Origin of the sequence: Burkholderia humptydooensis, assembly GCF_001513745.1 — a bacterium.
Taxonomy (GTDB): domain Bacteria; phylum Pseudomonadota; class Gammaproteobacteria; order Burkholderiales; family Burkholderiaceae; genus Burkholderia; species Burkholderia humptydooensis.
Window position 1 is genome coordinate 342,449 of the sequence record NZ_CP013380.1, and the last position, 18,618, is coordinate 361,066.

Sequence of the window (18,618 nt, forward strand, 5' to 3'; positions counted from 1 at the left end):
CATGAAGGCTTCCGAACTTCTCCAGAAAGATCAGGCCGCGCTCAACAAGGAGCTGTCGGACCTGTTGAAGGCGCAATTCGGCCTGCGCATGCAACTCGCGACCCAGCAGCTCACGAACACGAGCCAGTTGAAGAAGGTTCGTCGCGATATCGCGCGTGTGCGGACCGTCCTGACTCAGAAGGCGAACCAGAAATGAACGATAGCGTGAAAACCTCGCTGAAGCGGACGCTCGTCGGTAAGGTCGTCAGCAACAAGATGGACAAGACCGTCACCGTGCTGGTCGAGCACCGCGTCAAGCACCCGATCTACGGCAAGTATGTCGTGCGTTCGAAGAAGTACCACGCGCACGATGAAGCGAACACCTACAACGAAGGCGATCTCGTCGAAATTCAGGAAACCCGTCCTGTTTCGAAGACGAAGGCCTGGGCGGTGTCGCGTCTCGTCGAGGCAGCCCGCGTGATCTAAGCGGGACCGGCAGTAAAAAGTGCTTCAGCAGGTGAAGTACTTGAAATCGCAAAGTTTTTGCTTGCGTGACCGGGATTATTTGTTATAATCCCGGTCTTCCCTCTTTATGGGAGCCCCGTCGCGGGCGAAGTAACTGGTGGGGGAAGCGGACGGGCGTCAGGCCTGCTCCGAAGGATTCACCGATTTGCGATGGCGGGTTTCGTTAGCCGTCGCTGCTGTTCCAACCCAAGCAGCCGATTGGCTGACGGGACCAAGACTGACCGTATGCGCCATGGTGGCGTATCCGGATTAAGTTGGGAAAGACAAACCATGATCCAGACCGAATCTCGGCTTGAAGTGGCCGACAACACGGGTGCGCGTGAAGTCATGTGCATCAAGGTGCTCGGCGGCTCGAAGCGTCGTTATGCCAGCATTGGCGACATCATCAAGGTGAGCGTCAAAGAGGCAACGCCGCGCGGGCGCGTGAAGAAAGGCGAAATCTACAACGCCGTGGTGGTCCGCACCGCCAAGGGCGTTCGTCGTCAAGACGGCTCGCTGATCAAGTTCGACGGCAACGCCGCTGTGCTTTTGAATAACAAGCTCGAGCCGATCGGCACCCGTATCTTCGGGCCGGTCACGCGTGAGCTGCGTAGCGAACGATTCATGAAGATCGTGTCGCTGGCGCCGGAAGTGCTGTAAGGAGTCGCGATGAACAAGATTCGCAAGGGTGACGAAGTGATCGTCATCACCGGCAAGGACAAGGGCAAGCGCGGTGTCGTGCTGGCCGTGGGCGCCGAGCATGTGACGGTCGAGGGCATCAACCTCGTCAAGAAGCATGTGAAGCCGAACCCGATGAAGGGTACGACGGGCGGCGTGGAAGCGAAGACGATGCCGCTGCATATTTCGAACGTCGCACTGGTCGACGCGAACGGCAAGGCTTCGCGTGTTGGCATCAAGGTCGAGGATGGCAAGAAGGTTCGCTTCCTGAAGACGACCGGTGCCGTGCTGGGCGCCTGACGCTGCGGAGTAGAAAAATGGCACGTTTTCAAGAGTTTTACAAAGAGAAGGTTGTTCCCGGCCTGATCGAGAAGTTCGGCTACAAGTCGGTCATGGAAGTGCCGCGCATCACCAAGATCACCCTGAACATGGGTCTTGGCGAAGCGGTCGCCGACAAGAAGGTCATCGAGAACGCCGTCGGTGATCTGACGAAGATCGCGGGCCAGAAGCCCGTCGTGACGAAGGCTCGCAAGGCAATCGCGGGCTTCAAGATTCGCCAGGGCTATCCGATCGGCGCGATGGTCACGCTGCGCGGCCGTGCGATGTACGAATTCCTCGATCGTTTCGTGACGGTTGCCCTGCCCCGCGTGCGCGACTTCCGCGGCGTGTCGGGTCGTGCTTTCGACGGTCGCGGCAACTACAACATCGGTGTGAAAGAGCAGATCATTTTCCCCGAAATCGATTACGACAAGATCGACGCGCTGCGTGGGCTGAACATCAGCATCACGACGACTGCGAAGACCGACGACGAAGCGAAGGCTCTGCTCGCCAGCTTCAAGTTCCCGTTCAGAAACTGAGGTTACCGTGGCTAAACTGGCACTGATCGAACGTGAAAAGAAGCGCGCTCGCCTTGCGCAAAAGTACGCTCCGAAGCGTGCTGAACTGAAGGCGATCATCGACGACGCGAGCAAGTCCGACGAAGAGCGTTACGCCGCTCGCCTGGAACTGCAACAACTGCCCCGCAACGCGAACCCGACCCGCAAGCGTAACCGCTGCGCGATCACGGGCCGTCCGCGCGGCACGTTCCGCAAGTTCGGCCTCGCGCGCAACAAGATTCGTGAAATCGCATTCCGTGGCGAGATTCCTGGCCTGACCAAGGCGAGCTGGTAATAGGAGAAACATAAATGAGCATGAGTGATCCTATCGCCGATATGCTGACTCGCATCCGCAACGCGCAGATGGTCGAGAAGGTTTCGGTGTCGATGCCCTCGTCGAAGGTCAAGGTTGCGATCGCGCAGGTCCTGAAGGACGAAGGCTATATCGACGATTTCGCCGTGAAGGCGGATGGCGCGAAGGCCGAACTGAACATCGCGCTGAAGTACTACGCAGGCCGTCCGGTCATCGAGCGCCTCGAGCGCGTGTCGAAGCCGGGCCTGCGCGTGTACCGCGGCCGCAACGAGATTCCGCAGGTCATGAATGGCCTCGGTGTGGCTATCGTGTCGACGCCGAAGGGCGTGATGACCGACCGCAAGGCGCGCGCTACGGGCGTCGGCGGCGAAGTCATCTGCTACGTCGCTTAACCGAAAGGAGAGAGGAACATGTCTCGAGTAGGTAAGAGCCCGATCGCGCTGCAAGGCGCGGAAGTCAAGCTGGCCGACGGTGCGATCATCGTCAAGGGCCCGCTGGGCACCATCACGCAAGCGGTCAATCCGCTCGTGAACGTGGCGAACAACGACGGCACGCTGAATCTGTCGCCGGTCGACGACAGCCGCGAAGCAAATGCACTGTCGGGCACGATGCGCGCGATCATCGCGAATGCCGTGCACGGCGTGACCAAGGGTTTCGAGCGCAAGCTGACGCTGGTGGGCGTCGGTTATCGTGCGCAGGCGCAAGGCGACAAGCTGAACCTGTCGCTGGGTTTCTCGCACCCGGTGGTGCACCAGATGCCGGAAGGCATCAAGGCTGAAACCCCGACGCAAACCGAAATCGTGATCAAGGGGATCGACAAGCAGAAAGTCGGCCAAGTGGCTGCGGAAGTCCGCGGCTACCGTCCGCCCGAGCCTTACAAGGGCAAGGGCGTGCGCTATGCCGACGAGGTTGTGATCCTCAAAGAAACGAAGAAGAAGTAAGGGTGCGCAATCATGGATAAGACTCAATCTCGCCTGCGCCGCGCTCGCCAGACGCGTATCAAGATCGCCGAGTTGCAGGTCGCGCGTCTCGCCGTGCATCGCACGAACACGCACATCTACGCACAGGTGTTCTCGCCCTGCGGCACCAAGGTGCTGGCCAGCGCGTCGACGCTCGAAGCCGAAGTTCGTGCGCAGCTCGCCGACAAGTCGGGCAAGGGCGGCAACGTCGCCGCCGCCACGCTGATCGGCAAGCGTATCGCCGAGAAGGCCAAGGCCGCCGGCATCGAATCCGTCGCCTTCGACCGCTCGGGCTTCCGCTACCACGGCCGCGTGAAGGCGCTGGCCGAGGCAGCTCGCGAAGCTGGGCTCAAGTTCTAAGGAAGGAATCGTCATGGCAAAGATGCAAGCGAAAGTTCAGGCTGACGAGCGCGACGACGGCCTTCGCGAAAAAATGATTTCGGTCAATCGCGTGACCAAGGTCGTGAAGGGTGGCCGGATTCTCGGCTTCGCCGCGCTGACCGTGGTCGGCGATGGCGATGGCCGCGTCGGCATGGGCAAGGGCAAGGCGAAGGAAGTGCCCGTCGCTGTTCAGAAGGCGATGGAGCAGGCCCGCCGCAACATGTTCAAGGTGCCGCTGAAGAACGGTACGCTGCAGCACGAAGTGCACGGCAAGCACGGCGCATCGACGGTCCTCCTCGCTCCGGCGAAGGACGGTACCGGCGTGATCGCCGGCGGCCCGATGCGCGCGGTGTTCGACGTGATGGGCGTGCAGAACGTCGTCGCGAAGAGCCACGGCTCGACGAACCCGTACAACCTCGTTCGTGCGACGCTGGACGGCCTGCGCAAGCAGTCGACCCCGGCTGACATCGCGGCGAAGCGCGGCAAGTCCGTCGAAGAAATTTTGGGCTAAGCCCAGGTGGTCACCATGTCTGAAAAAACTGTCAAGGTTCAGCTCGTGAAGAGCCTGATTGGGACCCGCGAATCGCACCGCGCCACCGTGCGCGGTCTGGGTCTGCGCCGTCTCAACTCGGTCAGCGAGCTGCAGGATACGCCGGCGGTGCGCGGGATGATCAACAAGGTCTCGTACCTTGTCAAGGTCATCGGTTAAGCGGCCGACTACGGATCAAGGAGTTGATATGGAATTGAATAACCTGAAGCCGGCGGAAGGCGCGAAGCATGCGAAGCGTCGCGTTGGCCGCGGCATCGGTTCCGGCCTCGGTAAGACGGCCGGCCGTGGTCACAAGGGTCAGAAATCGCGTTCGGGCGGCTTCCACAAGGTCGGCTTCGAAGGCGGTCAGATGCCGCTGCAGCGTCGTCTGCCGAAGCGCGGCTTCACGTCGCTGACGAAGGAATTCGTCGGTGAAGTGCGCCTTGGCGACATCGAGAAGCTGCCGGTCGACGAAGTCGATCTGCTCGCTCTGAAGCAAGCCGGCCTCGTCGGCGAACTGACGAAGAGCGCGAAGATCATCGCGACGGGCGAGATCAAGCGCAAGATCGTCGTCAAGGGTCTCGGTGCGACGAAGGGTGCGCGCGCCGCGATCGAAGCGGCCGGCGGTTCGTTTGCCGAGTGACACGCAACGCGTGCCGTCACTAGCATTTGCATCGGAGAAGATACTTGGCTAACAGCCCGAGTCTCGCAAAACCCGGTCGAAGCACGGCGAAGTTCGGCGATCTGCGCCGGCGTGCAATGTTCTTGCTGCTGGCGCTGATCGTCTATCGCATCGGCGCGCACATCCCGGTGCCGGGCATCGACCCGGATCAACTGGCGAAGCTGTTCCAGAGCCAGGCGGGCGGCATCCTGGGCATGTTCAACATGTTCTCGGGTGGCGCGCTGTCGCGCTTCACGATCTTCGCGCTGGGGATCATGCCGTACATCTCGGCGTCGATCATCATGCAACTGATGGCGATCGTGTCGCCGCAGCTCGAGGCGCTGAAGAAGGAAGGGCAGGCCGGACAGCGGAAGATCACGCAGTACACGCGGTATTTCACCGTGGTGCTCGCGACGTTCCAGGCTTTCGGCATCGCGGCCGCGCTGGAGAACCAGCCGGGGCTCGTGACCGATCCGGGCGCGGTGTTCCGTCTGACGACGGTCGTCACGCTGGTGACGGGCACGATGTTCCTGATGTGGCTCGGCGAGCAGATCACCGAGCGCGGTCTCGGCAACGGCATTTCGATCATCATCTTCGGCGGGATCGCAGCAGGGTTCCCGAATGCCGTCGGTGGGCTGTTCGAACTGGTGCGCACGGGTTCGATGAGCATCATTTCGGCGATCATCATCGTCGTTCTGATTGCCGCGGTGACTTACCTGGTCGTGTTCATCGAACGCGGTCAGCGCAAGATCCTCGTGAACTACGCGAAGCGCCAGGTCGGCAACAAGATCTATGGCGGGCAGTCGTCCCACCTGCCGCTGAAGCTGAACATGTCGGGCGTGATTCCGCCGATCTTCGCATCGTCGATCATCCTGTTCCCGGCGACGATCCTGAGCTGGTTCAGCTCGGGCGAGCGCAAGGGATGGCTGTCCGACACGCTGCACAACGTCGCGGAAGCGCTGAAGCCGGGCCAGCCGGTCTATGTGCTGCTGTACACGCTGGCAATCGTGTTTTTCTGCTTCTTCTACACCGCGCTGGTGTTCAACAGCAGGGAAACCGCAGACAACCTGAAGAAGAGCGGCGCGTTCGTGCCGGGCATCCGTCCGGGCGACCAGACCGCGCGATACATCGACCGGATCCTCACGCGTCTCACGCTGGCCGGTGCGGTCTACATCGTCTTCGTGTGTCTGCTGCCGGAGTTCCTGGTGCTGCGCTGGAACGTGCCGTTTTATTTTGGTGGAACGTCGCTGCTGATCATTGTCGTCGTCACGATGGACTTCATGGCGCAGGTGCAGTCGTACGTTATGTCGCAACAGTATGAGTCGCTGCTCAAGAAAGCCAATTTCAAGGGCGGCAACATCCCAATGCGTTAAAAAGGACTTATGGCCAAAGACGATGTAATCCAGATGCAGGGTGAGGTGATCGAAAACCTTCCGAATGCGACCTTCCGGGTGAAGCTGGAAAACGGCCATGTCGTATTGGGACATATCTCCGGAAAGATGCGGATGCACTACATCCGTATCCTTCCCGGCGACAAGGTGACGGTTGAATTGACGCCTTACGATCTGTCTCGTGCGCGGATCGTGTTCCGGGCGAAGTGATTTGGAAAAAGGGTAATATCATGAAAGTGATGGCATCGGTTAAGCGCATTTGCCGCAATTGCAAGATCATCAAGCGCAAAGGCGTGGTTCGCGTGATCTGCAGCTCGGATCCGCGTCACAAGCAGCGCCAAGGCTGACTGCGCGTTTGTTTGCGCTTTTTGTTTGAGGAAAAACAATGGCTCGTATCGCAGGGGTTAACATCCCGAATCACCAGCATACCGAAATCGGCCTGACGGCGATTTTCGGTATCGGCCGCACGCGCGCGCGCAGCATCTGCGTGGCATCCGGTGTGGCGTTTTCGAAGAAGGTCAAGGACCTGACCGACGCAGACCTCGAAAAGCTGCGTGAAGAAGTGGGCAAGTTTGTCGTCGAAGGCGATCTGCGCCGTGAAGTGACGATGAACATCAAGCGCCTGATGGATCTCGGCTGCTACCGCGGCGTCCGCCATCGCAAGGGTCTGCCCCTGCGCGGCCAGCGTACGCGTACGAACGCCCGTACCCGCAAGGGTCCGCGTCGTGCAGCGCAAGCGCTGAAGAAATAAGCTGACAGTTACAGGAAAACGTAATGGCTAAGGCTTCCAATACCGCGGCGCAACGCGTTCGCAAAAAGGTCAAGAAGAACGTCGCTGAAGGCGTGGTTCACGTTCATGCGTCGTTCAACAACACGATCATCACGATCACCGATCGCCAAGGCAATGCGCTGGCGTGGGCGACGTCGGGCGGCCAGGGCTTCAAGGGCTCGCGCAAATCGACGCCGTTCGCCGCACAGGTGGCTGCCGAGTCGGCCGGCCGCGTCGCGATGGAATATGGCGTGAAGAATCTGGAAGTGCGGATCAAGGGTCCCGGCCCGGGCCGCGAGTCGGCAGTGCGCGCGCTGCACGGCCTCGGCATCAAGATCACGGCGATCTCCGACGTGACGCCGATTCCGCACAACGGCTGCCGTCCGCCGAAGCGTCGCCGCATCTAACGATGCGTTGGCGCCTTGCCTGTCGCCGCTTTGCGTCGACGGGCCGCGCTTTTTGTTGCGCATTTGATTGACTAAGCCCACCGTTCGCCCCAAAGGGTGCGGACTAGCGCGGATCTCGATCCGCGTGATCGATATAGAGGAATGCAACGTGGCACGTTATATCGGCCCTAAGGCCAAGCTGTCCCGCCGTGAAGGCACCGATCTGTTCCTGAAGAGCGCGCGCCGCTCGCTCGCCGACAAGTGCAAGCTCGACAGCAAGCCCGGTCAGCATGGCCGCATCTCGGGTGCGCGCACGTCGGACTACGGCACGCAATTGCGCGAAAAGCAGAAGGTCAAGCGCATTTACGGCGTGCTCGAACGTCAGTTCCGCCGCTACTTCGCCGAAGCCGACCGCCGCAAGGGCAACACGGGTGAAAACCTGCTGCAACTGCTCGAGTCGCGTCTCGACAACGTCGTATACCGCATGGGCTTCGGCTCGACCCGCGCTGAAGCGCGCCAGCTCGTGAGCCACAAGGCGATCACCGTCAACGGCATCGTCGCGAACATTCCGTCGCAGCAAGTGAAGGCCGGCGACGTGGTCTCGATCCGTGAAAAGGCGAAGAAGCAAGCGCGTATCGTCGAAGCGCTGTCGCTGGCTGAGCAAGGCGGCATGCCGAGCTGGGTTGCGGTCGATGCGAAGAAGTTCGAAGGCACGTTCAAGCAAATGCCGGAGCGCGCCGACATCGCGGGCGACATCAACGAAAGCCTGATCGTCGAATTGTATTCGCGTTAATCCGATTGATGGCCGAGGTAACCTGCTTATTGCGTCCCGCAAGGCAGGACCTCGGCTGTTCATTTTCAGGTTGTTACCGGTCAGCCTTATCGGTGTAACGAGCCGAGGGTATTGAAAAGGAAAACCTATGCAAACCAGTTTGTTGAAACCCAAGATCATCGCCGTGGAATCGCTGGGCGAGAACCACGCGAAGGTGGTCATGGAGCCGTTCGAACGCGGTTACGGCCACACCTTGGGCAATGCGCTTCGCCGTGTGCTGCTGTCGTCGATGGTCGGCTACGCGCCGACCGAAGTGACGATCGCCGGCGTCGTGCACGAATATTCGACGCTTGATGGTGTGCAAGAGGACGTCGTCAACCTGCTGCTGAACCTGAAGGGCGTGGTGTTCAAACTGCATAACCGCGACGAAGTCACGGTGACGCTGCGCAAGGAAGGCGAAGGCGTCGTGACGGCCGGCGATATCGAGCTGGCCCACGATTGCGAAGTCATCAACCCGAATCACGTGATCGCGCATCTGTCGAAGGGCGGCAAGCTCGACGTGCAGATCAAGGTCGAGAAGGGCCGTGGCTATGTGCCGGGCAACGTGCGCCGCTATGGCGACGAAACGGCGAAGATCATCGGCCGCATCGTCCTCGACGCATCGTTTTCGCCGGTTCGCCGCGTGAGCTATGCGGTCGAGAGCGCGCGTGTCGAACAGCGCACCGACCTCGACAAGCTCGTGATGAACATCGAAACGAGCGGCGTCATCACGCCGGAAGAAGCGATCCGCCAGTCGGCACGCATCCTCGTCGACCAGTTGTCCGTGTTCGCGGCGCTGGAAGGCACGGAAACGGCCGCGGAAGCGCCGTCGCGCGCGCCGCAGATCGATCCGATCCTGTTGCGCCCGGTCGACGACCTCGAGCTGACTGTCCGTTCGGCGAACTGCCTGAAGGCCGAGAACATCTACTACATCGGCGACCTGATCCAGCGCACGGAAAACGAGTTGCTGAAGACGCCGAACCTCGGCCGCAAGTCGCTCAACGAGATCAAGGAAGTGCTCGCTTCGCGCGGTCTCACGCTGGGCATGAAGCTCGAGAACTGGCCGCCGGCTGGCCTCGACAAGTAATCCCGGTTATTGCAGTAACTGGTCAAGATGCGGATTTTCCTTTAAAATCCGCATCTTGCTTTTTTCCGTACCGGCCCGTGCGCCTGCTCGTCTCGCGCGATAGAAGAGCTGGATCAAAACTTTGAATCAAGGAAACTGAAATGCGTCACCGTCATGGTCTGCGGAAATTGAACCGCACGAGCAGCCACCGTCTGGCTATGCTCCGCAACATGTCCAACTCGCTGATCGAGCACGAAGTCATCAAGACGACGCTGCCGAAGGCGAAGGAACTCCGTAAGGTCGTCGAGCCCCTCATCACGCTCGGCAAGAAGCCGTCGCTCGCGAACCGCCGCCTGGCGTTCAACCGCCTGCGCGATCGCGATTCCGTCGCGAAGCTGTTCGACGTCCTCGGCCCGCGCTTCGCGAACCGTCCGGGTGGCTACCTGCGCATCCTGAAATTCGGTTTCCGCGTCGGCGACAACGCACCGATGGCGCTCGTCGAACTGCTCGACCGTCCGGAAGTCGAAGAGACCGAAAACGTCCAGGAAGCCGAATAAGCGTCTTCCCGCGCGTAGCACGAAGGGCCAAGCGATGCTTGGCCCTTTTTGTTTTTCGTTGACCGATTTCGTGCGTCGGATTGACGCGGATGCGCGAACCGCGCGCTTGCCCGACGTGCGATACGATATGACGTTTGAACGACGAGGCGGAGGCGCGAATGGTGATCGTGATGATGTTGACGACCGTGCCCGACGCCGCCGTCGCCCGCGCGCTCGCGGACGGCGCGCTGTCGGCCCGGCTCGCCGCGTGCGTATCCGAGCTCGGCGCGATCCGTTCGAGCTACCATTGGCAGGGCAAGGTCGAGACGGCCGACGAGATCCAGTTGTTGTTCAAGACGAGCGCGGTGCGCGCGCTGGAGCTCGAGCGGTACATCCAGTCGCACCATCCGTACGACGTCCCGGAGATCGTCTCGTGGCAGGCGACGGCGACCGCCGCATACGGCCATTGGGTCGCCACCGAAACTCAGCGTCTATTTCATGTTTAACCGTATTCCGCCTCACACGCAGTTCCTTCGCTTCCTGATCGCCGTCGCCGCGATGCTCGGCGCGCTGTTCGGCACGTCGTTCGCGGCGCGCGCGGCGGACGATTTCCTCGATCCCGCGGTCGCGTTCAAATTCAGCGTGAGCGAGGTGCCAGGCCAGGTCGACATCCATTTCAAGATCGCCGACGGCTATTACATGTATCGCGAGCGCTTCGCGTTTGCGGTGAAAAGCGGCTCGGCCACGCTCGGCGAGCCGCAGTTGCCGGCCGGGCACGTGAAGTTCGATCCGACGTTCCAGAAGAACGTCGAAACCTACCGCGGCGAACTGACGATCCACCTGCCGATCAAGCAGGCGTCGGGGCCGTTCGAGCTCGCGGTGACGTCGCAGGGCTGCGCGGACGAAGGGATCTGCTATCCGCCCGCCGAGCATGTCGCGCGAATCGACGGCGCGGCGCTCGGCGCAGCGGGCGCGGCGCCCGTCGCGGCGGCCGCCGGCGCCGATTCGCCCGCGGCCGACGGCGGCAGTTGGTACGAACGCGTGACGAGCGCCGACTACGCGCGCTCGCTGCTCGAAGGCCACGGATTCCTGACGATCATCGCGCTCTATTTCGTGGCCGGCATGGTGCTGAGCCTGTTGCCGTGCTCGTATCCGATGATCCCGATCCTGTCGGCGATCATCGTCGGCGAAGGCGCGCATGCGACGCGCGCGCGCGCGTTCGCGCTGTCGCTCACCTATGTGATCGGCATGGCGCTCGTTTATACGGCGCTCGGCGTCGCGGCCGCGCTCGTCGGGCAGAGCCTCGGCGCGTGGCTGCAGAATCCGTGGGTGCTCGGCGCGTTCGCGCTGCTGCTCACCGTGTTCGCGCTGCTGCTGATCGGCGGCATCGACATCGCGCTGCCGCAGCGCTGGCAGAGCGGCGCCGCGCAGACGACCGGGCCCCGCAAGGGCGGACGCTTCGTGGCCGTCGCGACGATGGGCGCGCTGTCCGCGCTCGTCGTCGGCGCCTGCATGACCGCGCCGCTCTTTGCCGTCCTCGCGTTCATCGCACATACGGGCAACGCATTCCTCGGCGGCGCCGCGCTCTTCTCGATGGGAATCGGCCTCGGCGTGCCGCTTCTCGTCATCGGTATCGGTGCAGGCACGCTGCTGCCCCGCGCCGGCGCATGGATGGACGGCGTGAAGGTATTTTTCGGCGTCGTGTTGCTCGCCGCCGCGCTGTGGATCGTCTGGCCGGCGCTGAACGCCGCGTCGCAGCTCGGTCTGGGCGCGTTGTGGCTGCTGATCGCCGCCGCCGCGCTCGGGCTCTTCACGCCGCATTCGGGCTCGTCGTCGATCTGGCGCCGGCTCGGGCGCGGGCTCGGCGCCGCGCTCGCGATCTGGGCGGCGACGCTTCTCGTCGGTCTCGCGGCGGGCTCGACCGATCCGCTGCGCCCGCTTGCCGTGCTCGCGGCGCGTGCGGCGCTGAGCAACGGCGTCGCCAACGCCGGCGCGGCTGCGTATGAAGGGCCGGCGTTCGCGCCGGTGCGCTCGATAGCCGAGCTCGACGAGATCGTGAAGACGTCGACCCGGCCGGTGCTGCTCGACTTCTATGCGGACTGGTGCGTGAGCTGCAAGGAGATGGAGCATCTGACGTTCACCGACGCGCGCGTCGGCGCGCGGTTTTCGCAGATGCGCCTCGTGCGCGCGGACGTGACCGCGAACACGCCCGACGAGCAGGCGCTCCTGAAGCGTTTCGGCCTGTTTGGGCCGCCGGGCATCATCATGTTCGACTCGAACGGGCAGGAGCGCGGGCGCGTCGTCGGCTATCAGTCGGCCGATCGCTTCCTGCGCAGTCTCGATCGGATGTCGTTGCCGGCCGCGTTGTCGGCGCCGTGACGGCGCGACGCGGACGCCGCCGATGCCGCGCGCGAACGTGCGGCGCGCCCCGCGATGCTCGCGGAACGTATGCCGGCGTGATTACTTCTGCGCGCGCAGCAATCGCGCCGCATCGAGCGCGAAGTACGTGAGAATGCCATCCGCGCCCGCGCGCTTGAACGCGAGCAGCGATTCGAGCACGACCTTGTCGTGATCGAGCCAGCCGTTCTGCGCGGCGGCCTTCAGCATCGCGTATTCACCGCTGACCTGATAGACGTAGGTCGGGAAGCGGAATTCGTCCTTCACGCGGCGCACGATGTCGAGATACGGCATGCCGGGCTTCACCATCACCATGTCCGCGCCCTCGTCGATGTCGAGGCGCACTTCGCGCAACGCCTCATCGCTGTTCGAGGGATCCATCTGGTAGGTCATCTTGTTGCCCTTGCCGAGATTCGACGCGGAGCCGACCGCGTCGCGGAACGGGCCGTAGAACGCGGACGCATACTTCGCCGAGTACGCCATGATCCGCGTGTAGATGTGGCCTTCGCTCTCGAGCATCTCGCGCACCGCGCCGATGCGCCCGTCCATCATGTCTGACGGCGCGACGATGTCGACGCCCGCTTCCGCCTGCGCGCGCGCCTGCTCGACGAGGATCTCGACCGTCTCGTCGTTGAGCACGTAGCCGGCTTCGTCGAGCACGCCGTCCTGGCCGTGGCTCGTGTACGGATCGAGTGCGACGTCGGTCAGCACGCCGAGCTCGGGGAAGCGCTGCTTCAGCTCGCGCACCGCGCGCGGAATCAGCCCTTCGGGATTCGTCGCCTCGCGGCCGTCGGGCGTCTTCAGCGACGGCTCGATCGCCGGAAAGAGCGACAGGACCGGCACGCCGAGCTCGACACACTGCTCGGCGACGCCCATCAGCAGATCGACCGACACGCGCTCGACGCCCGGCATCGACGGCACCGGCTGGCGCACGTTCGTGCCTTCGACGACGAACACGGGATAGATCAGGTCGTTCGTGGTGAGGATATTTTCGCGCATCAGGCGGCGCGAGAAATCGTCGCGACGCATGCGGCGCGGGCGGTGCAGGGGATGGATGCTCATGGCGGAATGGCTGGGATTGGTGTCCGACGAAACCTTACAGTTCCCTTCGGTAAACTTTTGAGACAATGGTATATGATAGCGATCGAGCAAAGCGCACTGCGTAATGCTCCCCGCTTCTCCTCCCTGAGCGGGTGCCTGTCGTTTTTCGATTAGGCTGTTTAACCCGCCGTTGAACGGCGGGTTTTTTTATGGGCAGCCCGAATCGCGACGTCCGCATCCGTCAGGTGGGACGTGCATCGCGCAGTTACGTCGTCACGCAGCACGCCGCGCGATCGTCATTCTGCTACAGCCTCGCGATCTTCGTCGGCGGCCGCGGGCCGCACCCAGCTCTCGATCAGCGCGTGCGCGTCGTCGAGGCCCGTGCGCTTGAGCGCCGAGAAAAGCTGCACGGTCAGCTTGCCGGCATAGCCGGCGTCCCGAAACGCGTCGAGGCTCTTTTGCGTCGCGCGCAGCGCGTTGATGCTCTCTTGGCGCGTCAATTTGTCGCACTTCGTCAGCAGCGAGTGAATCGGCTTGCCGGTCGGCGCGAACCATTCGATCATCCGCCGATCGAGCTCGGTGAGCGGCCGGCGGGCGTCCATCATCAGGATCATCCCGCAGAGCTGCGGGCGGGTCTGCAGGTACGTCGACAGCAGTTGCTCCCAGTGCGCCTTCGCGGCGCCGGGCACTTCCGCGTAGCCGTAGCCCGGCAGGTCGACGAGGTGCGCGACGGGCTCCGCCGCCGGGCCGACCGAGAAATAATTGATGTGCTGCGTGCGCCCCGGCGTCTTCGACGCGAAAGCGAGCCGTTTCTGATTGCAAAGCACGTTGATCGCCGTCGATTTGCCGGCATTCGAGCGGCCTGCGAACGCGATTTCGGGCTGCACGGTCGGCGGCAGGTCGCGCAGATGGTTGACGGTCGTGAAGAAGCGGGCTTGATGGAGCAGGAAGGCCATGGGAGGGACAGGACGGCGACGGGCGGCGCAAGCCGCGCGGTGGAAGGCGGGGAGCCCCGAGGTAGCCCTGATGGGCATCAAGGCTTTCATCGGCGTATTGTACAATACGACGCATTTGCCGCAGGCGGTGGAGGCTTCGGAGCGCGCTTCTACGGTAGACTGGGCGCCGTCGTTTTTTGCAGAACCTCATTACTCCCACAAGACGAAACAAGGTGTGCGAATGAATCGACTGAGCAAGTCTTTGGTGGTGCTTCAGTTCGCGGTGGCAGGGCTCGTTGGTTTCATGGCGGAGGCAAAGGCGGCGGATGCGGCGAAGCCGGATCTCGACCGGGGCAAGGCAATCGCGGCGCAGGTATGCGCGGCATGCCACGGCGTCGACGGCAACAGCGTGACGGGTTCGTTCCCGAAACTCGCCGGCCAGCACCCCGATTATCTCGTCAAGCAGTTGCACGATTTCAAGGCGCAGCCGGGCGCGAAGGGGCCGGTGCGCGTCAATTCCGTGATGGTCGGATTCGCGAGCGCACTGAACGATCAGGACGCGCGCAACGTCGCCGCCTATTACGGGTCGCAGTCGGCGAAGCCGGGCGCCGCGCGCAACGCGGCCACCGTGCCGGTCGGGCAGAAGATCTATCGCGGCGGCGTCGCCGAGAAGGGCGTGCCCGCCTGCGCGAGCTGCCACGGGCCGACGGGGCAGGGGATTCCGGTTCAGTATCCGCGGCTGTCGGGGCAATGGGCCGACTACACGGTCGCGCAGTTGACCGCATTCCAGCAGGGCACGCGCAGCAACGACGCGATGCATCAGATCGCGTTGCGGCTGACGGACAGCGAGGTCAAGGCCGTTGCCGATTACATCGCCGGCCTGCACTGAGCCGCGTCCGGTTCACGAGCCGGATGAACGAGCCGGCCGCCCGTGCGGCGGCCGCTAGAACAAGAAAAGGGTGGGGCGCCGTCGAAGAACGGCCGCCTTGCCCTTTTTTGCTGTGAGTTGGAGTTTGAATGAGCGTTACCACGTCGGGGTTGCAGTCGAGAGCGGGACAGTCCGCGGTCAGGCGCGCGGTCGAGCTGTTGAGCTCGATGCGTTTTGCGATCGCGCTGCTCGTCGTCCTGTCGATTGCGAGCATCATTGGCACGGTCCTCACGCAGGACGATCCGTACCCTAACTACGTCAATCAGTTCGGCCCGTTCTGGGCCGACATCTTCCGCTCGCTGAGCCTCTATACGGTCTACAGCGCGTGGTGGTTCATGCTGATCCTGATCTTCCTCGTCGTGTCGATCTCGCTGTGCGTGATCCGCAACGCGCCGAAGATGCTCGCCGATGCGAAGAGCTGGAAGGACAAGGTCCGCGAAGGCAGCCTGCGCGCGTTCCACCACAAGGCCGAGTTCGCGGTCGCGGGCGACCGCGCGCGCGCGACGCGGACCGTCGCGGCGTTCGTCGCGAAGGCGGGGTACCGGCACGTCGTGCGCGAAGCGGACGGCGCGACGCTCGTCGCCGCGAAGCGCGGCGCGATGACGAAGTTCGGCTACATCGCCGCGCACGTCGCGATCGTCGTGATCTGCGTGGGCGGCCTGCTCGACAGCAACCTGCCGATCAAATTCCAGATGTGGGCGCTCGGCAAGAGCCCCGTCAACACGAGCGCGACGATCAGCGAGATCGGGCCCGAGCATCGGCTGTCCGCGTCGAACCCGACGTTCCGCGGCTACGCATGGGTGCCGGAGGGCCAGTACGTGTCGACCGCGATCCTCAATCAGCCGACGGGCTCGCTGATCCAGGATCTGCCGTTCTCGATCCAGCTCGAGAAATTCATCGTCGACTATTACTCGACCGGCATGCCGAAGCTCTTCGCGAGCGACATCGTCGTCGTCGATCGCGAGACCGGCAAGCGGATTCCCGCGCGCGTCGAGGTCAACAAGCCGTTTACGTACAAGGGCGTGTCGATCTATCAGTCGAGCTTCCAGGACGGCGGCTCGCTGATGGAAATGACCGCGTTTCCGATGACGGGCGCGAGCGCGGCGACCTTCCCGTTCAAGGGCACGATCGGCAATTCGGTGCCGCTCCCGGCGGCGGGCGCCGACGGCGAGACTGTCGAGTTCGCCGATTTCCGCGCGATCAACGTCGAGAACATCACCGACGCGAACGGCAAGACCGACGCGCGCGGCGTCGCGGCGAACCGTTCGATCAAGGAGATCTTCGACGAGCGGCTCGGCTCCGGTGCGAAGACGTCGAAGCCCGTCGAGCTGCACAACATCGGGCCGTCGGTCCAGTACAAGGTGCGCGGCAAGGACGGCCAGGCGCGCGAATTCAACAACTACATGCTGCCCGTCGACATGGGCGGCGAGCGCGTGTTCCTCGCCGGCGTGCGCGCGAGCCCGAACGATCCGTTCCGCTATCTGCGGATTCCGGCCGACAGCCGCGACACCGTCGGCGAATGGATGCGGCTGCGTGCGGCGCTCGAAGATCCGGCCGTGCGCGACGAGGCGGCGCGCCGCTTCGCGCAGCATTCGCTCGGCACGGGCGACGCCGCGCTGCGCGACCGGCTCGAGGACAGCGCGCGGCGCGTCCTGACCCTGTTCGCCGGCGCGGACGGCAGCATCGGCCGCGGCCCGGACGGCAATCCGATCGGCGGCTTCCAGGCGGTCGCGACGTTCATCGACCGCTCGGTGCCGAAGGACGAGAAGGAAAAGGCCGCCGCGCTGCTGCTGCGGATGCTCGAGGGTTCGATGTGGGAGGTCTGGCAGGTTGCGCGCGAGCGCGCGGGCGAGCCGCCCGTCGAGCAGGCGCAGGACACGGTGCGCTTCGTGCAGAACGCGATCAACGCGCTGTCGGACAGTTTCCTGTACGGCGCGCCCGTTTATCTGCAGCTTGATTCGTTCAGGCAGGTGCAGGCGTCGGTGTTCCAGTTGACGCGCGCGCCGGGCAAGAATCTGGTGTATCTTGGCAGCCTGCTGCTCGTCGCCGGCATCTTCGCGATGTTCTACGTGCGCGAGCGACGCCTTTGGTTCTGGCTCAAGGATACGGGCGCGGGCGTCAGCGTGCTGATGGCGATGTCCACCGCGCGCAAGACGTTCGACTTCGAAAAGGAATTCGTGCAGACGCGCGATGCGGCCGGGACCGCCCTTGGCGCGCCGCCTGTCTCCCGCGCGTCCGATGGCGCCGGCACCAAGGACTCGACTCGGTAACATCATGGATCTGACCCAAGTTTCGTTATCCCGCGCGCCGCGCGCTTCCGACGCGGCCGAGCCGCCGCGTTTCGACGACCGGCCGTTCCTGCGCCGCCTGTCGCTCGTCGACTGGCTGTTCGCGCTGGCGCTCGTGACGGGCGCAGGCTTCGCGCTCGCGCAGTACCACGCGCACATGGACTACTACGACAAGGCCGTGCTGATCGGCACCGTGCCCGCGCTCGTCGTGCTCGGCTGGCGCTGGAAGCCCGCGCGGCTCTTGATGGCGGCGATCGCCGCGCTGTCGCTCTTGTCGCTGCAGCTCTATCACGGCGACCTCGCGCGCGCCGATTCGGCGTTCCTGCTCAAGTATTTCCTGTCGAGCCAGTCGGCGATCCTGTGGATGAGCGCGCTCTTCGTGCTCGCGACCCTTTTCTACTGGATCGGCATGCTGTCGCGCTCCGAGACGGGCGGCGCGATCGGCCAGCGGCTCACGTGGATCGCCGTGCTGATGGGCTTCACCGGGCTGATGGTGCGCTGGTACGAGTCGTATCTGATCGGCTCGGACGTCGGCCACATCCCGGTGTCGAACCTGTACGAAGTCTTCGTGCTGTTCAGCCTCATCACCGCGCTCCTCTATCTGTACTACGAAGGGCATTACGGCACGCGCGCGCTCGGCGCGTTTGTGCTGCTCGTGATTAGCGCGGCGGTCGGCTTCCTGATGTGGTATTCGATCGCGCGCGACGCGCAGCAGATCCAGCCGCTCGTGCCCGCGCTGCAGAGCTGGTGGATGAAGATCCACGTGCCCGCGAACTTCATCGGCTACGGGAGCTTCGCGCTGTCCGCGATGGTCGCGGTTGCGTATCTGGCGAAGGAGCGCGGCGTGCTCGCCGATCGCCTGCCGGCGCTCGAGGTGCTCGACGATTTGATGTACAAGTCGATCGCGGTCGGCTTCGCGTTCTTCACGATCGCGACGATCCTCGGCGCGCTGTGGGCGGCCGAGGCGTGGGGCGGCTACTGGAGCTGGGACCCGAAGGAAACCTGGGCGCTCATCGTGTGGCTGAACTACGCGGCGTGGCTGCACATGCGTCTGATGAAAGGGCTGCGCGGCACGGTTGCCGCGTGGTGGGCGCTGACGGGCCTTCTCGTCACGACGTTCGCGTTCCTCGGCGTCAACATGTTCCTGTCCGGCTTGCACAGTTACGGCAAGCTGTAAGATCCGCGTCGTTC

27 protein-coding genes are annotated in these 18,618 nt (G+C 63.4%); 25 read left to right on the forward strand and 2 right to left on the reverse strand.

Annotation, left to right across the window (positions count from 1 at the left end; all coding sequences use genetic code 11):
* Window position 1 precedes the first annotated feature (1 nt).
* From rpmC to dsbD, 22 genes are all read left to right on the forward strand, one after another.
* Window positions 2-196, forward strand: coding sequence for a 50S ribosomal protein L29 (gene rpmC, locus AQ610_RS01590; RefSeq protein WP_004199856.1), 195 nt, complete (start codon window positions 2-4; stop codon window positions 194-196).
* Window positions 193-465, forward strand: coding sequence for a 30S ribosomal protein S17 (gene rpsQ, locus AQ610_RS01595; protein WP_004201274.1), 273 nt, complete (start codon window positions 193-195; stop codon window positions 463-465). The genes rpmC and rpsQ overlap by 4 nt, the downstream gene beginning before the upstream one ends.
* Window positions 466-774: 309 nt before the next feature.
* Window positions 775-1,143 carry a 50S ribosomal protein L14 gene (gene rplN / locus AQ610_RS01600; protein ID WP_004197951.1) on the forward strand — a complete coding sequence of 123 codons (369 nt, stop codon included), beginning with the start codon at window positions 775-777 and terminating at the stop codon, window positions 1,141-1,143.
* Window positions 1,144-1,152: 9 nt separating this feature from the next.
* Window positions 1,153-1,461, forward strand: coding sequence for a 50S ribosomal protein L24 (gene rplX, locus AQ610_RS01605; RefSeq protein ID WP_006029290.1), 309 nt, complete (start codon window positions 1,153-1,155; stop codon window positions 1,459-1,461).
* Between the two features lie 17 nt (window positions 1,462-1,478).
* Window positions 1,479-2,018 carry a 50S ribosomal protein L5 gene (rplE, locus tag AQ610_RS01610; RefSeq protein WP_006029291.1) on the forward strand — a complete coding sequence of 180 codons (540 nt, stop codon included), beginning with the start codon at window positions 1,479-1,481 and terminating at the stop codon, window positions 2,016-2,018.
* Window positions 2,019-2,025: 7 nt separating this feature from the next.
* Window positions 2,026-2,331: a 30S ribosomal protein S14 gene (rpsN, locus tag AQ610_RS01615; RefSeq protein ID WP_004197948.1), complete on the forward strand. Its 306-nt coding sequence runs from the start codon at window positions 2,026-2,028 to the stop codon at window positions 2,329-2,331.
* A gap of 14 nt (window positions 2,332-2,345) precedes the next feature.
* Window positions 2,346-2,741, forward strand: coding sequence for a 30S ribosomal protein S8 (gene rpsH / locus AQ610_RS01620; protein ID WP_004185153.1), 396 nt, complete (start codon window positions 2,346-2,348; stop codon window positions 2,739-2,741).
* An 18-nt stretch (window positions 2,742-2,759) separates the two neighbouring features.
* Window positions 2,760-3,290, forward strand: a complete 531-nt coding sequence (gene rplF, locus AQ610_RS01625; protein ID WP_006029292.1) for a 50S ribosomal protein L6 — start codon at window positions 2,760-2,762, stop codon at window positions 3,288-3,290.
* Window positions 3,291-3,302: 12 nt separating this feature from the next.
* Entirely contained in the window at window positions 3,303-3,668 is a 366-nt protein-coding gene (gene rplR / locus AQ610_RS01630; RefSeq protein WP_004197946.1) for a 50S ribosomal protein L18, read from the forward strand.
* Window positions 3,669-3,681: 13 nt separating this feature from the next.
* Window positions 3,682-4,200, forward strand: a complete 519-nt coding sequence (rpsE, locus tag AQ610_RS01635; protein ID WP_004197945.1) for a 30S ribosomal protein S5 — start codon at window positions 3,682-3,684, stop codon at window positions 4,198-4,200.
* A 15-nt stretch (window positions 4,201-4,215) separates the two neighbouring features.
* Window positions 4,216-4,398 (forward strand): 50S ribosomal protein L30, encoded by a 183-nt coding sequence (gene rpmD, locus AQ610_RS01640; protein ID WP_004202755.1) that lies wholly within the window; start codon window positions 4,216-4,218, stop codon window positions 4,396-4,398.
* 28 nt (window positions 4,399-4,426) lie between these two features.
* Window positions 4,427-4,861 (forward strand): 50S ribosomal protein L15, encoded by a 435-nt coding sequence (gene rplO / locus AQ610_RS01645; RefSeq protein ID WP_006029293.1) that lies wholly within the window; start codon window positions 4,427-4,429, stop codon window positions 4,859-4,861.
* A gap of 44 nt (window positions 4,862-4,905) precedes the next feature.
* The gene (gene secY, locus AQ610_RS01650; protein WP_006029294.1) at window positions 4,906-6,252 is read left to right on the forward strand and encodes a preprotein translocase subunit SecY; all 1,347 of its coding nucleotides are present in this window, start codon (window positions 4,906-4,908) and stop codon (window positions 6,250-6,252) included.
* Between the two features lie 9 nt (window positions 6,253-6,261).
* The gene (infA, locus tag AQ610_RS01655; protein ID WP_004521905.1) at window positions 6,262-6,480 is read left to right on the forward strand and encodes a translation initiation factor IF-1; all 219 of its coding nucleotides are present in this window, start codon (window positions 6,262-6,264) and stop codon (window positions 6,478-6,480) included.
* A 20-nt stretch (window positions 6,481-6,500) separates the two neighbouring features.
* Complete coding sequence (gene rpmJ, locus AQ610_RS01660; protein ID WP_004199844.1) at window positions 6,501-6,617, forward strand: 50S ribosomal protein L36; 117 nt, start codon at window positions 6,501-6,503, stop codon at window positions 6,615-6,617.
* A gap of 38 nt (window positions 6,618-6,655) precedes the next feature.
* On the forward strand, window positions 6,656-7,021 hold the full coding sequence (gene rpsM / locus AQ610_RS01665) for a 30S ribosomal protein S13 (protein ID WP_004197938.1): 366 nt from the start codon (window positions 6,656-6,658) through the stop codon (window positions 7,019-7,021).
* A 23-nt stretch (window positions 7,022-7,044) separates the two neighbouring features.
* Window positions 7,045-7,446, forward strand: a complete 402-nt coding sequence (gene rpsK / locus AQ610_RS01670; protein ID WP_004197937.1) for a 30S ribosomal protein S11 — start codon at window positions 7,045-7,047, stop codon at window positions 7,444-7,446.
* Window positions 7,447-7,594: 148 nt separating this feature from the next.
* Window positions 7,595-8,218 (forward strand): 30S ribosomal protein S4, encoded by a 624-nt coding sequence (rpsD, locus tag AQ610_RS01675; RefSeq protein ID WP_009913846.1) that lies wholly within the window; start codon window positions 7,595-7,597, stop codon window positions 8,216-8,218.
* A 127-nt stretch (window positions 8,219-8,345) separates the two neighbouring features.
* Window positions 8,346-9,323, forward strand: a complete 978-nt coding sequence (locus AQ610_RS01680; protein ID WP_009888441.1) for a DNA-directed RNA polymerase subunit alpha — start codon at window positions 8,346-8,348, stop codon at window positions 9,321-9,323.
* A gap of 140 nt (window positions 9,324-9,463) precedes the next feature.
* Entirely contained in the window at window positions 9,464-9,859 is a 396-nt protein-coding gene (rplQ, locus tag AQ610_RS01685; protein ID WP_004197924.1) for a 50S ribosomal protein L17, read from the forward strand.
* A gap of 158 nt (window positions 9,860-10,017) precedes the next feature.
* A complete protein-coding gene (gene cutA / locus AQ610_RS01690; protein WP_015600360.1) occupies window positions 10,018-10,344 on the forward strand; it encodes a divalent-cation tolerance protein CutA in 327 nt (108 codons plus the stop codon).
* Window positions 10,337-12,217, forward strand: a complete 1,881-nt coding sequence (gene dsbD / locus AQ610_RS01695; protein WP_006029300.1) for a protein-disulfide reductase DsbD — start codon at window positions 10,337-10,339, stop codon at window positions 12,215-12,217. The genes cutA and dsbD overlap by 8 nt, the downstream gene beginning before the upstream one ends.
* 81 nt (window positions 12,218-12,298) lie before the next feature.
* Here the strand turns inward: dsbD and hemB are convergent, their stop codons facing one another.
* On the reverse strand, window positions 12,299-13,297 hold the full coding sequence (hemB, locus tag AQ610_RS01700) for a porphobilinogen synthase (RefSeq protein ID WP_009913842.1): 999 nt from the start codon (window positions 13,295-13,297) through the stop codon (window positions 12,299-12,301).
* A gap of 275 nt (window positions 13,298-13,572) precedes the next feature.
* Window positions 13,573-14,232: a ribosome biogenesis GTP-binding protein YihA/YsxC gene (gene yihA, locus AQ610_RS01705; RefSeq protein ID WP_006029302.1), complete on the reverse strand. Its 660-nt coding sequence runs from the start codon at window positions 14,230-14,232 to the stop codon at window positions 13,573-13,575.
* 220 nt (window positions 14,233-14,452) lie between these two features.
* Here yihA and AQ610_RS01710 point away from each other — a divergent pair, with 220 nt between their 5' ends.
* The 3 genes from AQ610_RS01710 (at window position 14,453) to ccsB (ending at window position 18,604) form a co-directional block, all read left to right on the forward strand.
* On the forward strand, window positions 14,453-15,100 hold the full coding sequence (locus AQ610_RS01710) for a c-type cytochrome (RefSeq protein WP_015602090.1): 648 nt from the start codon (window positions 14,453-14,455) through the stop codon (window positions 15,098-15,100).
* A 128-nt stretch (window positions 15,101-15,228) separates the two neighbouring features.
* Entirely contained in the window at window positions 15,229-17,409 is a 2,181-nt protein-coding gene (locus AQ610_RS01715) for a cytochrome c biogenesis protein ResB (protein WP_043283297.1), read from the forward strand.
* Between the two features lie 4 nt (window positions 17,410-17,413).
* Entirely contained in the window at window positions 17,414-18,604 is a 1,191-nt protein-coding gene (gene ccsB, locus AQ610_RS01720; protein ID WP_006029305.1) for a c-type cytochrome biogenesis protein CcsB, read from the forward strand.
* Window positions 18,605-18,618: the final 14 nt, after the last annotated feature.

What these genes read in the sequence shown, in the direction of transcription:
- AQ610_RS01680 (WP_009888441.1), top strand. Translation starts at nt 8,346, where the DNA reads ATGCAAACCAGTTTGTTGAAACCCAAGATCATCGCCGTGGAATCGCTG.
- rplE (WP_006029291.1), top strand. Translation starts at nt 1,479, where the DNA reads ATGGCACGTTTTCAAGAGTTTTACAAAGAGAAGGTTGTTCCCGGCCTG.
- rplF (WP_006029292.1), top strand. Translation starts at nt 2,760, where the DNA reads ATGTCTCGAGTAGGTAAGAGCCCGATCGCGCTGCAAGGCGCGGAAGTC.
- rplR (WP_004197946.1), top strand. Translation starts at nt 3,303, where the DNA reads ATGGATAAGACTCAATCTCGCCTGCGCCGCGCTCGCCAGACGCGTATC.
- hemB (WP_009913842.1), bottom strand. Translation starts at nt 13,297, where the DNA reads ATGAGCATCCATCCCCTGCACCGCCCGCGCCGCATGCGTCGCGACGAT.
- rpsK (WP_004197937.1), top strand. Translation starts at nt 7,045, where the DNA reads ATGGCTAAGGCTTCCAATACCGCGGCGCAACGCGTTCGCAAAAAGGTC.
- rpsQ (WP_004201274.1), top strand. Translation starts at nt 193, where the DNA reads ATGAACGATAGCGTGAAAACCTCGCTGAAGCGGACGCTCGTCGGTAAG.
- infA (WP_004521905.1), top strand. Translation starts at nt 6,262, where the DNA reads ATGGCCAAAGACGATGTAATCCAGATGCAGGGTGAGGTGATCGAAAAC.
- rpmJ (WP_004199844.1), top strand. Translation starts at nt 6,501, where the DNA reads ATGAAAGTGATGGCATCGGTTAAGCGCATTTGCCGCAATTGCAAGATC.
- rpmD (WP_004202755.1), top strand. Translation starts at nt 4,216, where the DNA reads ATGTCTGAAAAAACTGTCAAGGTTCAGCTCGTGAAGAGCCTGATTGGG.
- rpmC (WP_004199856.1), top strand. Translation starts at nt 2, where the DNA reads ATGAAGGCTTCCGAACTTCTCCAGAAAGATCAGGCCGCGCTCAACAAG.
- rplX (WP_006029290.1), top strand. Translation starts at nt 1,153, where the DNA reads ATGAACAAGATTCGCAAGGGTGACGAAGTGATCGTCATCACCGGCAAG.
- AQ610_RS01710 (WP_015602090.1), top strand. Translation starts at nt 14,453, where the DNA reads ATGAATCGACTGAGCAAGTCTTTGGTGGTGCTTCAGTTCGCGGTGGCA.
- dsbD (WP_006029300.1), top strand. Translation starts at nt 10,337, where the DNA reads ATGTTTAACCGTATTCCGCCTCACACGCAGTTCCTTCGCTTCCTGATC.
- ccsB (WP_006029305.1), top strand. Translation starts at nt 17,414, where the DNA reads ATGGATCTGACCCAAGTTTCGTTATCCCGCGCGCCGCGCGCTTCCGAC.
- rpsE (WP_004197945.1), top strand. Translation starts at nt 3,682, where the DNA reads ATGGCAAAGATGCAAGCGAAAGTTCAGGCTGACGAGCGCGACGACGGC.
- cutA (WP_015600360.1), top strand. Translation starts at nt 10,018, where the DNA reads ATGGTGATCGTGATGATGTTGACGACCGTGCCCGACGCCGCCGTCGCC.
- rpsM (WP_004197938.1), top strand. Translation starts at nt 6,656, where the DNA reads ATGGCTCGTATCGCAGGGGTTAACATCCCGAATCACCAGCATACCGAA.
- AQ610_RS01715 (WP_043283297.1), top strand. Translation starts at nt 15,229, where the DNA reads ATGAGCGTTACCACGTCGGGGTTGCAGTCGAGAGCGGGACAGTCCGCG.
- rpsH (WP_004185153.1), top strand. Translation starts at nt 2,346, where the DNA reads ATGAGCATGAGTGATCCTATCGCCGATATGCTGACTCGCATCCGCAAC.
- yihA (WP_006029302.1), bottom strand. Translation starts at nt 14,232, where the DNA reads ATGGCCTTCCTGCTCCATCAAGCCCGCTTCTTCACGACCGTCAACCAT.
- rplN (WP_004197951.1), top strand. Translation starts at nt 775, where the DNA reads ATGATCCAGACCGAATCTCGGCTTGAAGTGGCCGACAACACGGGTGCG.
- rplQ (WP_004197924.1), top strand. Translation starts at nt 9,464, where the DNA reads ATGCGTCACCGTCATGGTCTGCGGAAATTGAACCGCACGAGCAGCCAC.
- rplO (WP_006029293.1), top strand. Translation starts at nt 4,427, where the DNA reads ATGGAATTGAATAACCTGAAGCCGGCGGAAGGCGCGAAGCATGCGAAG.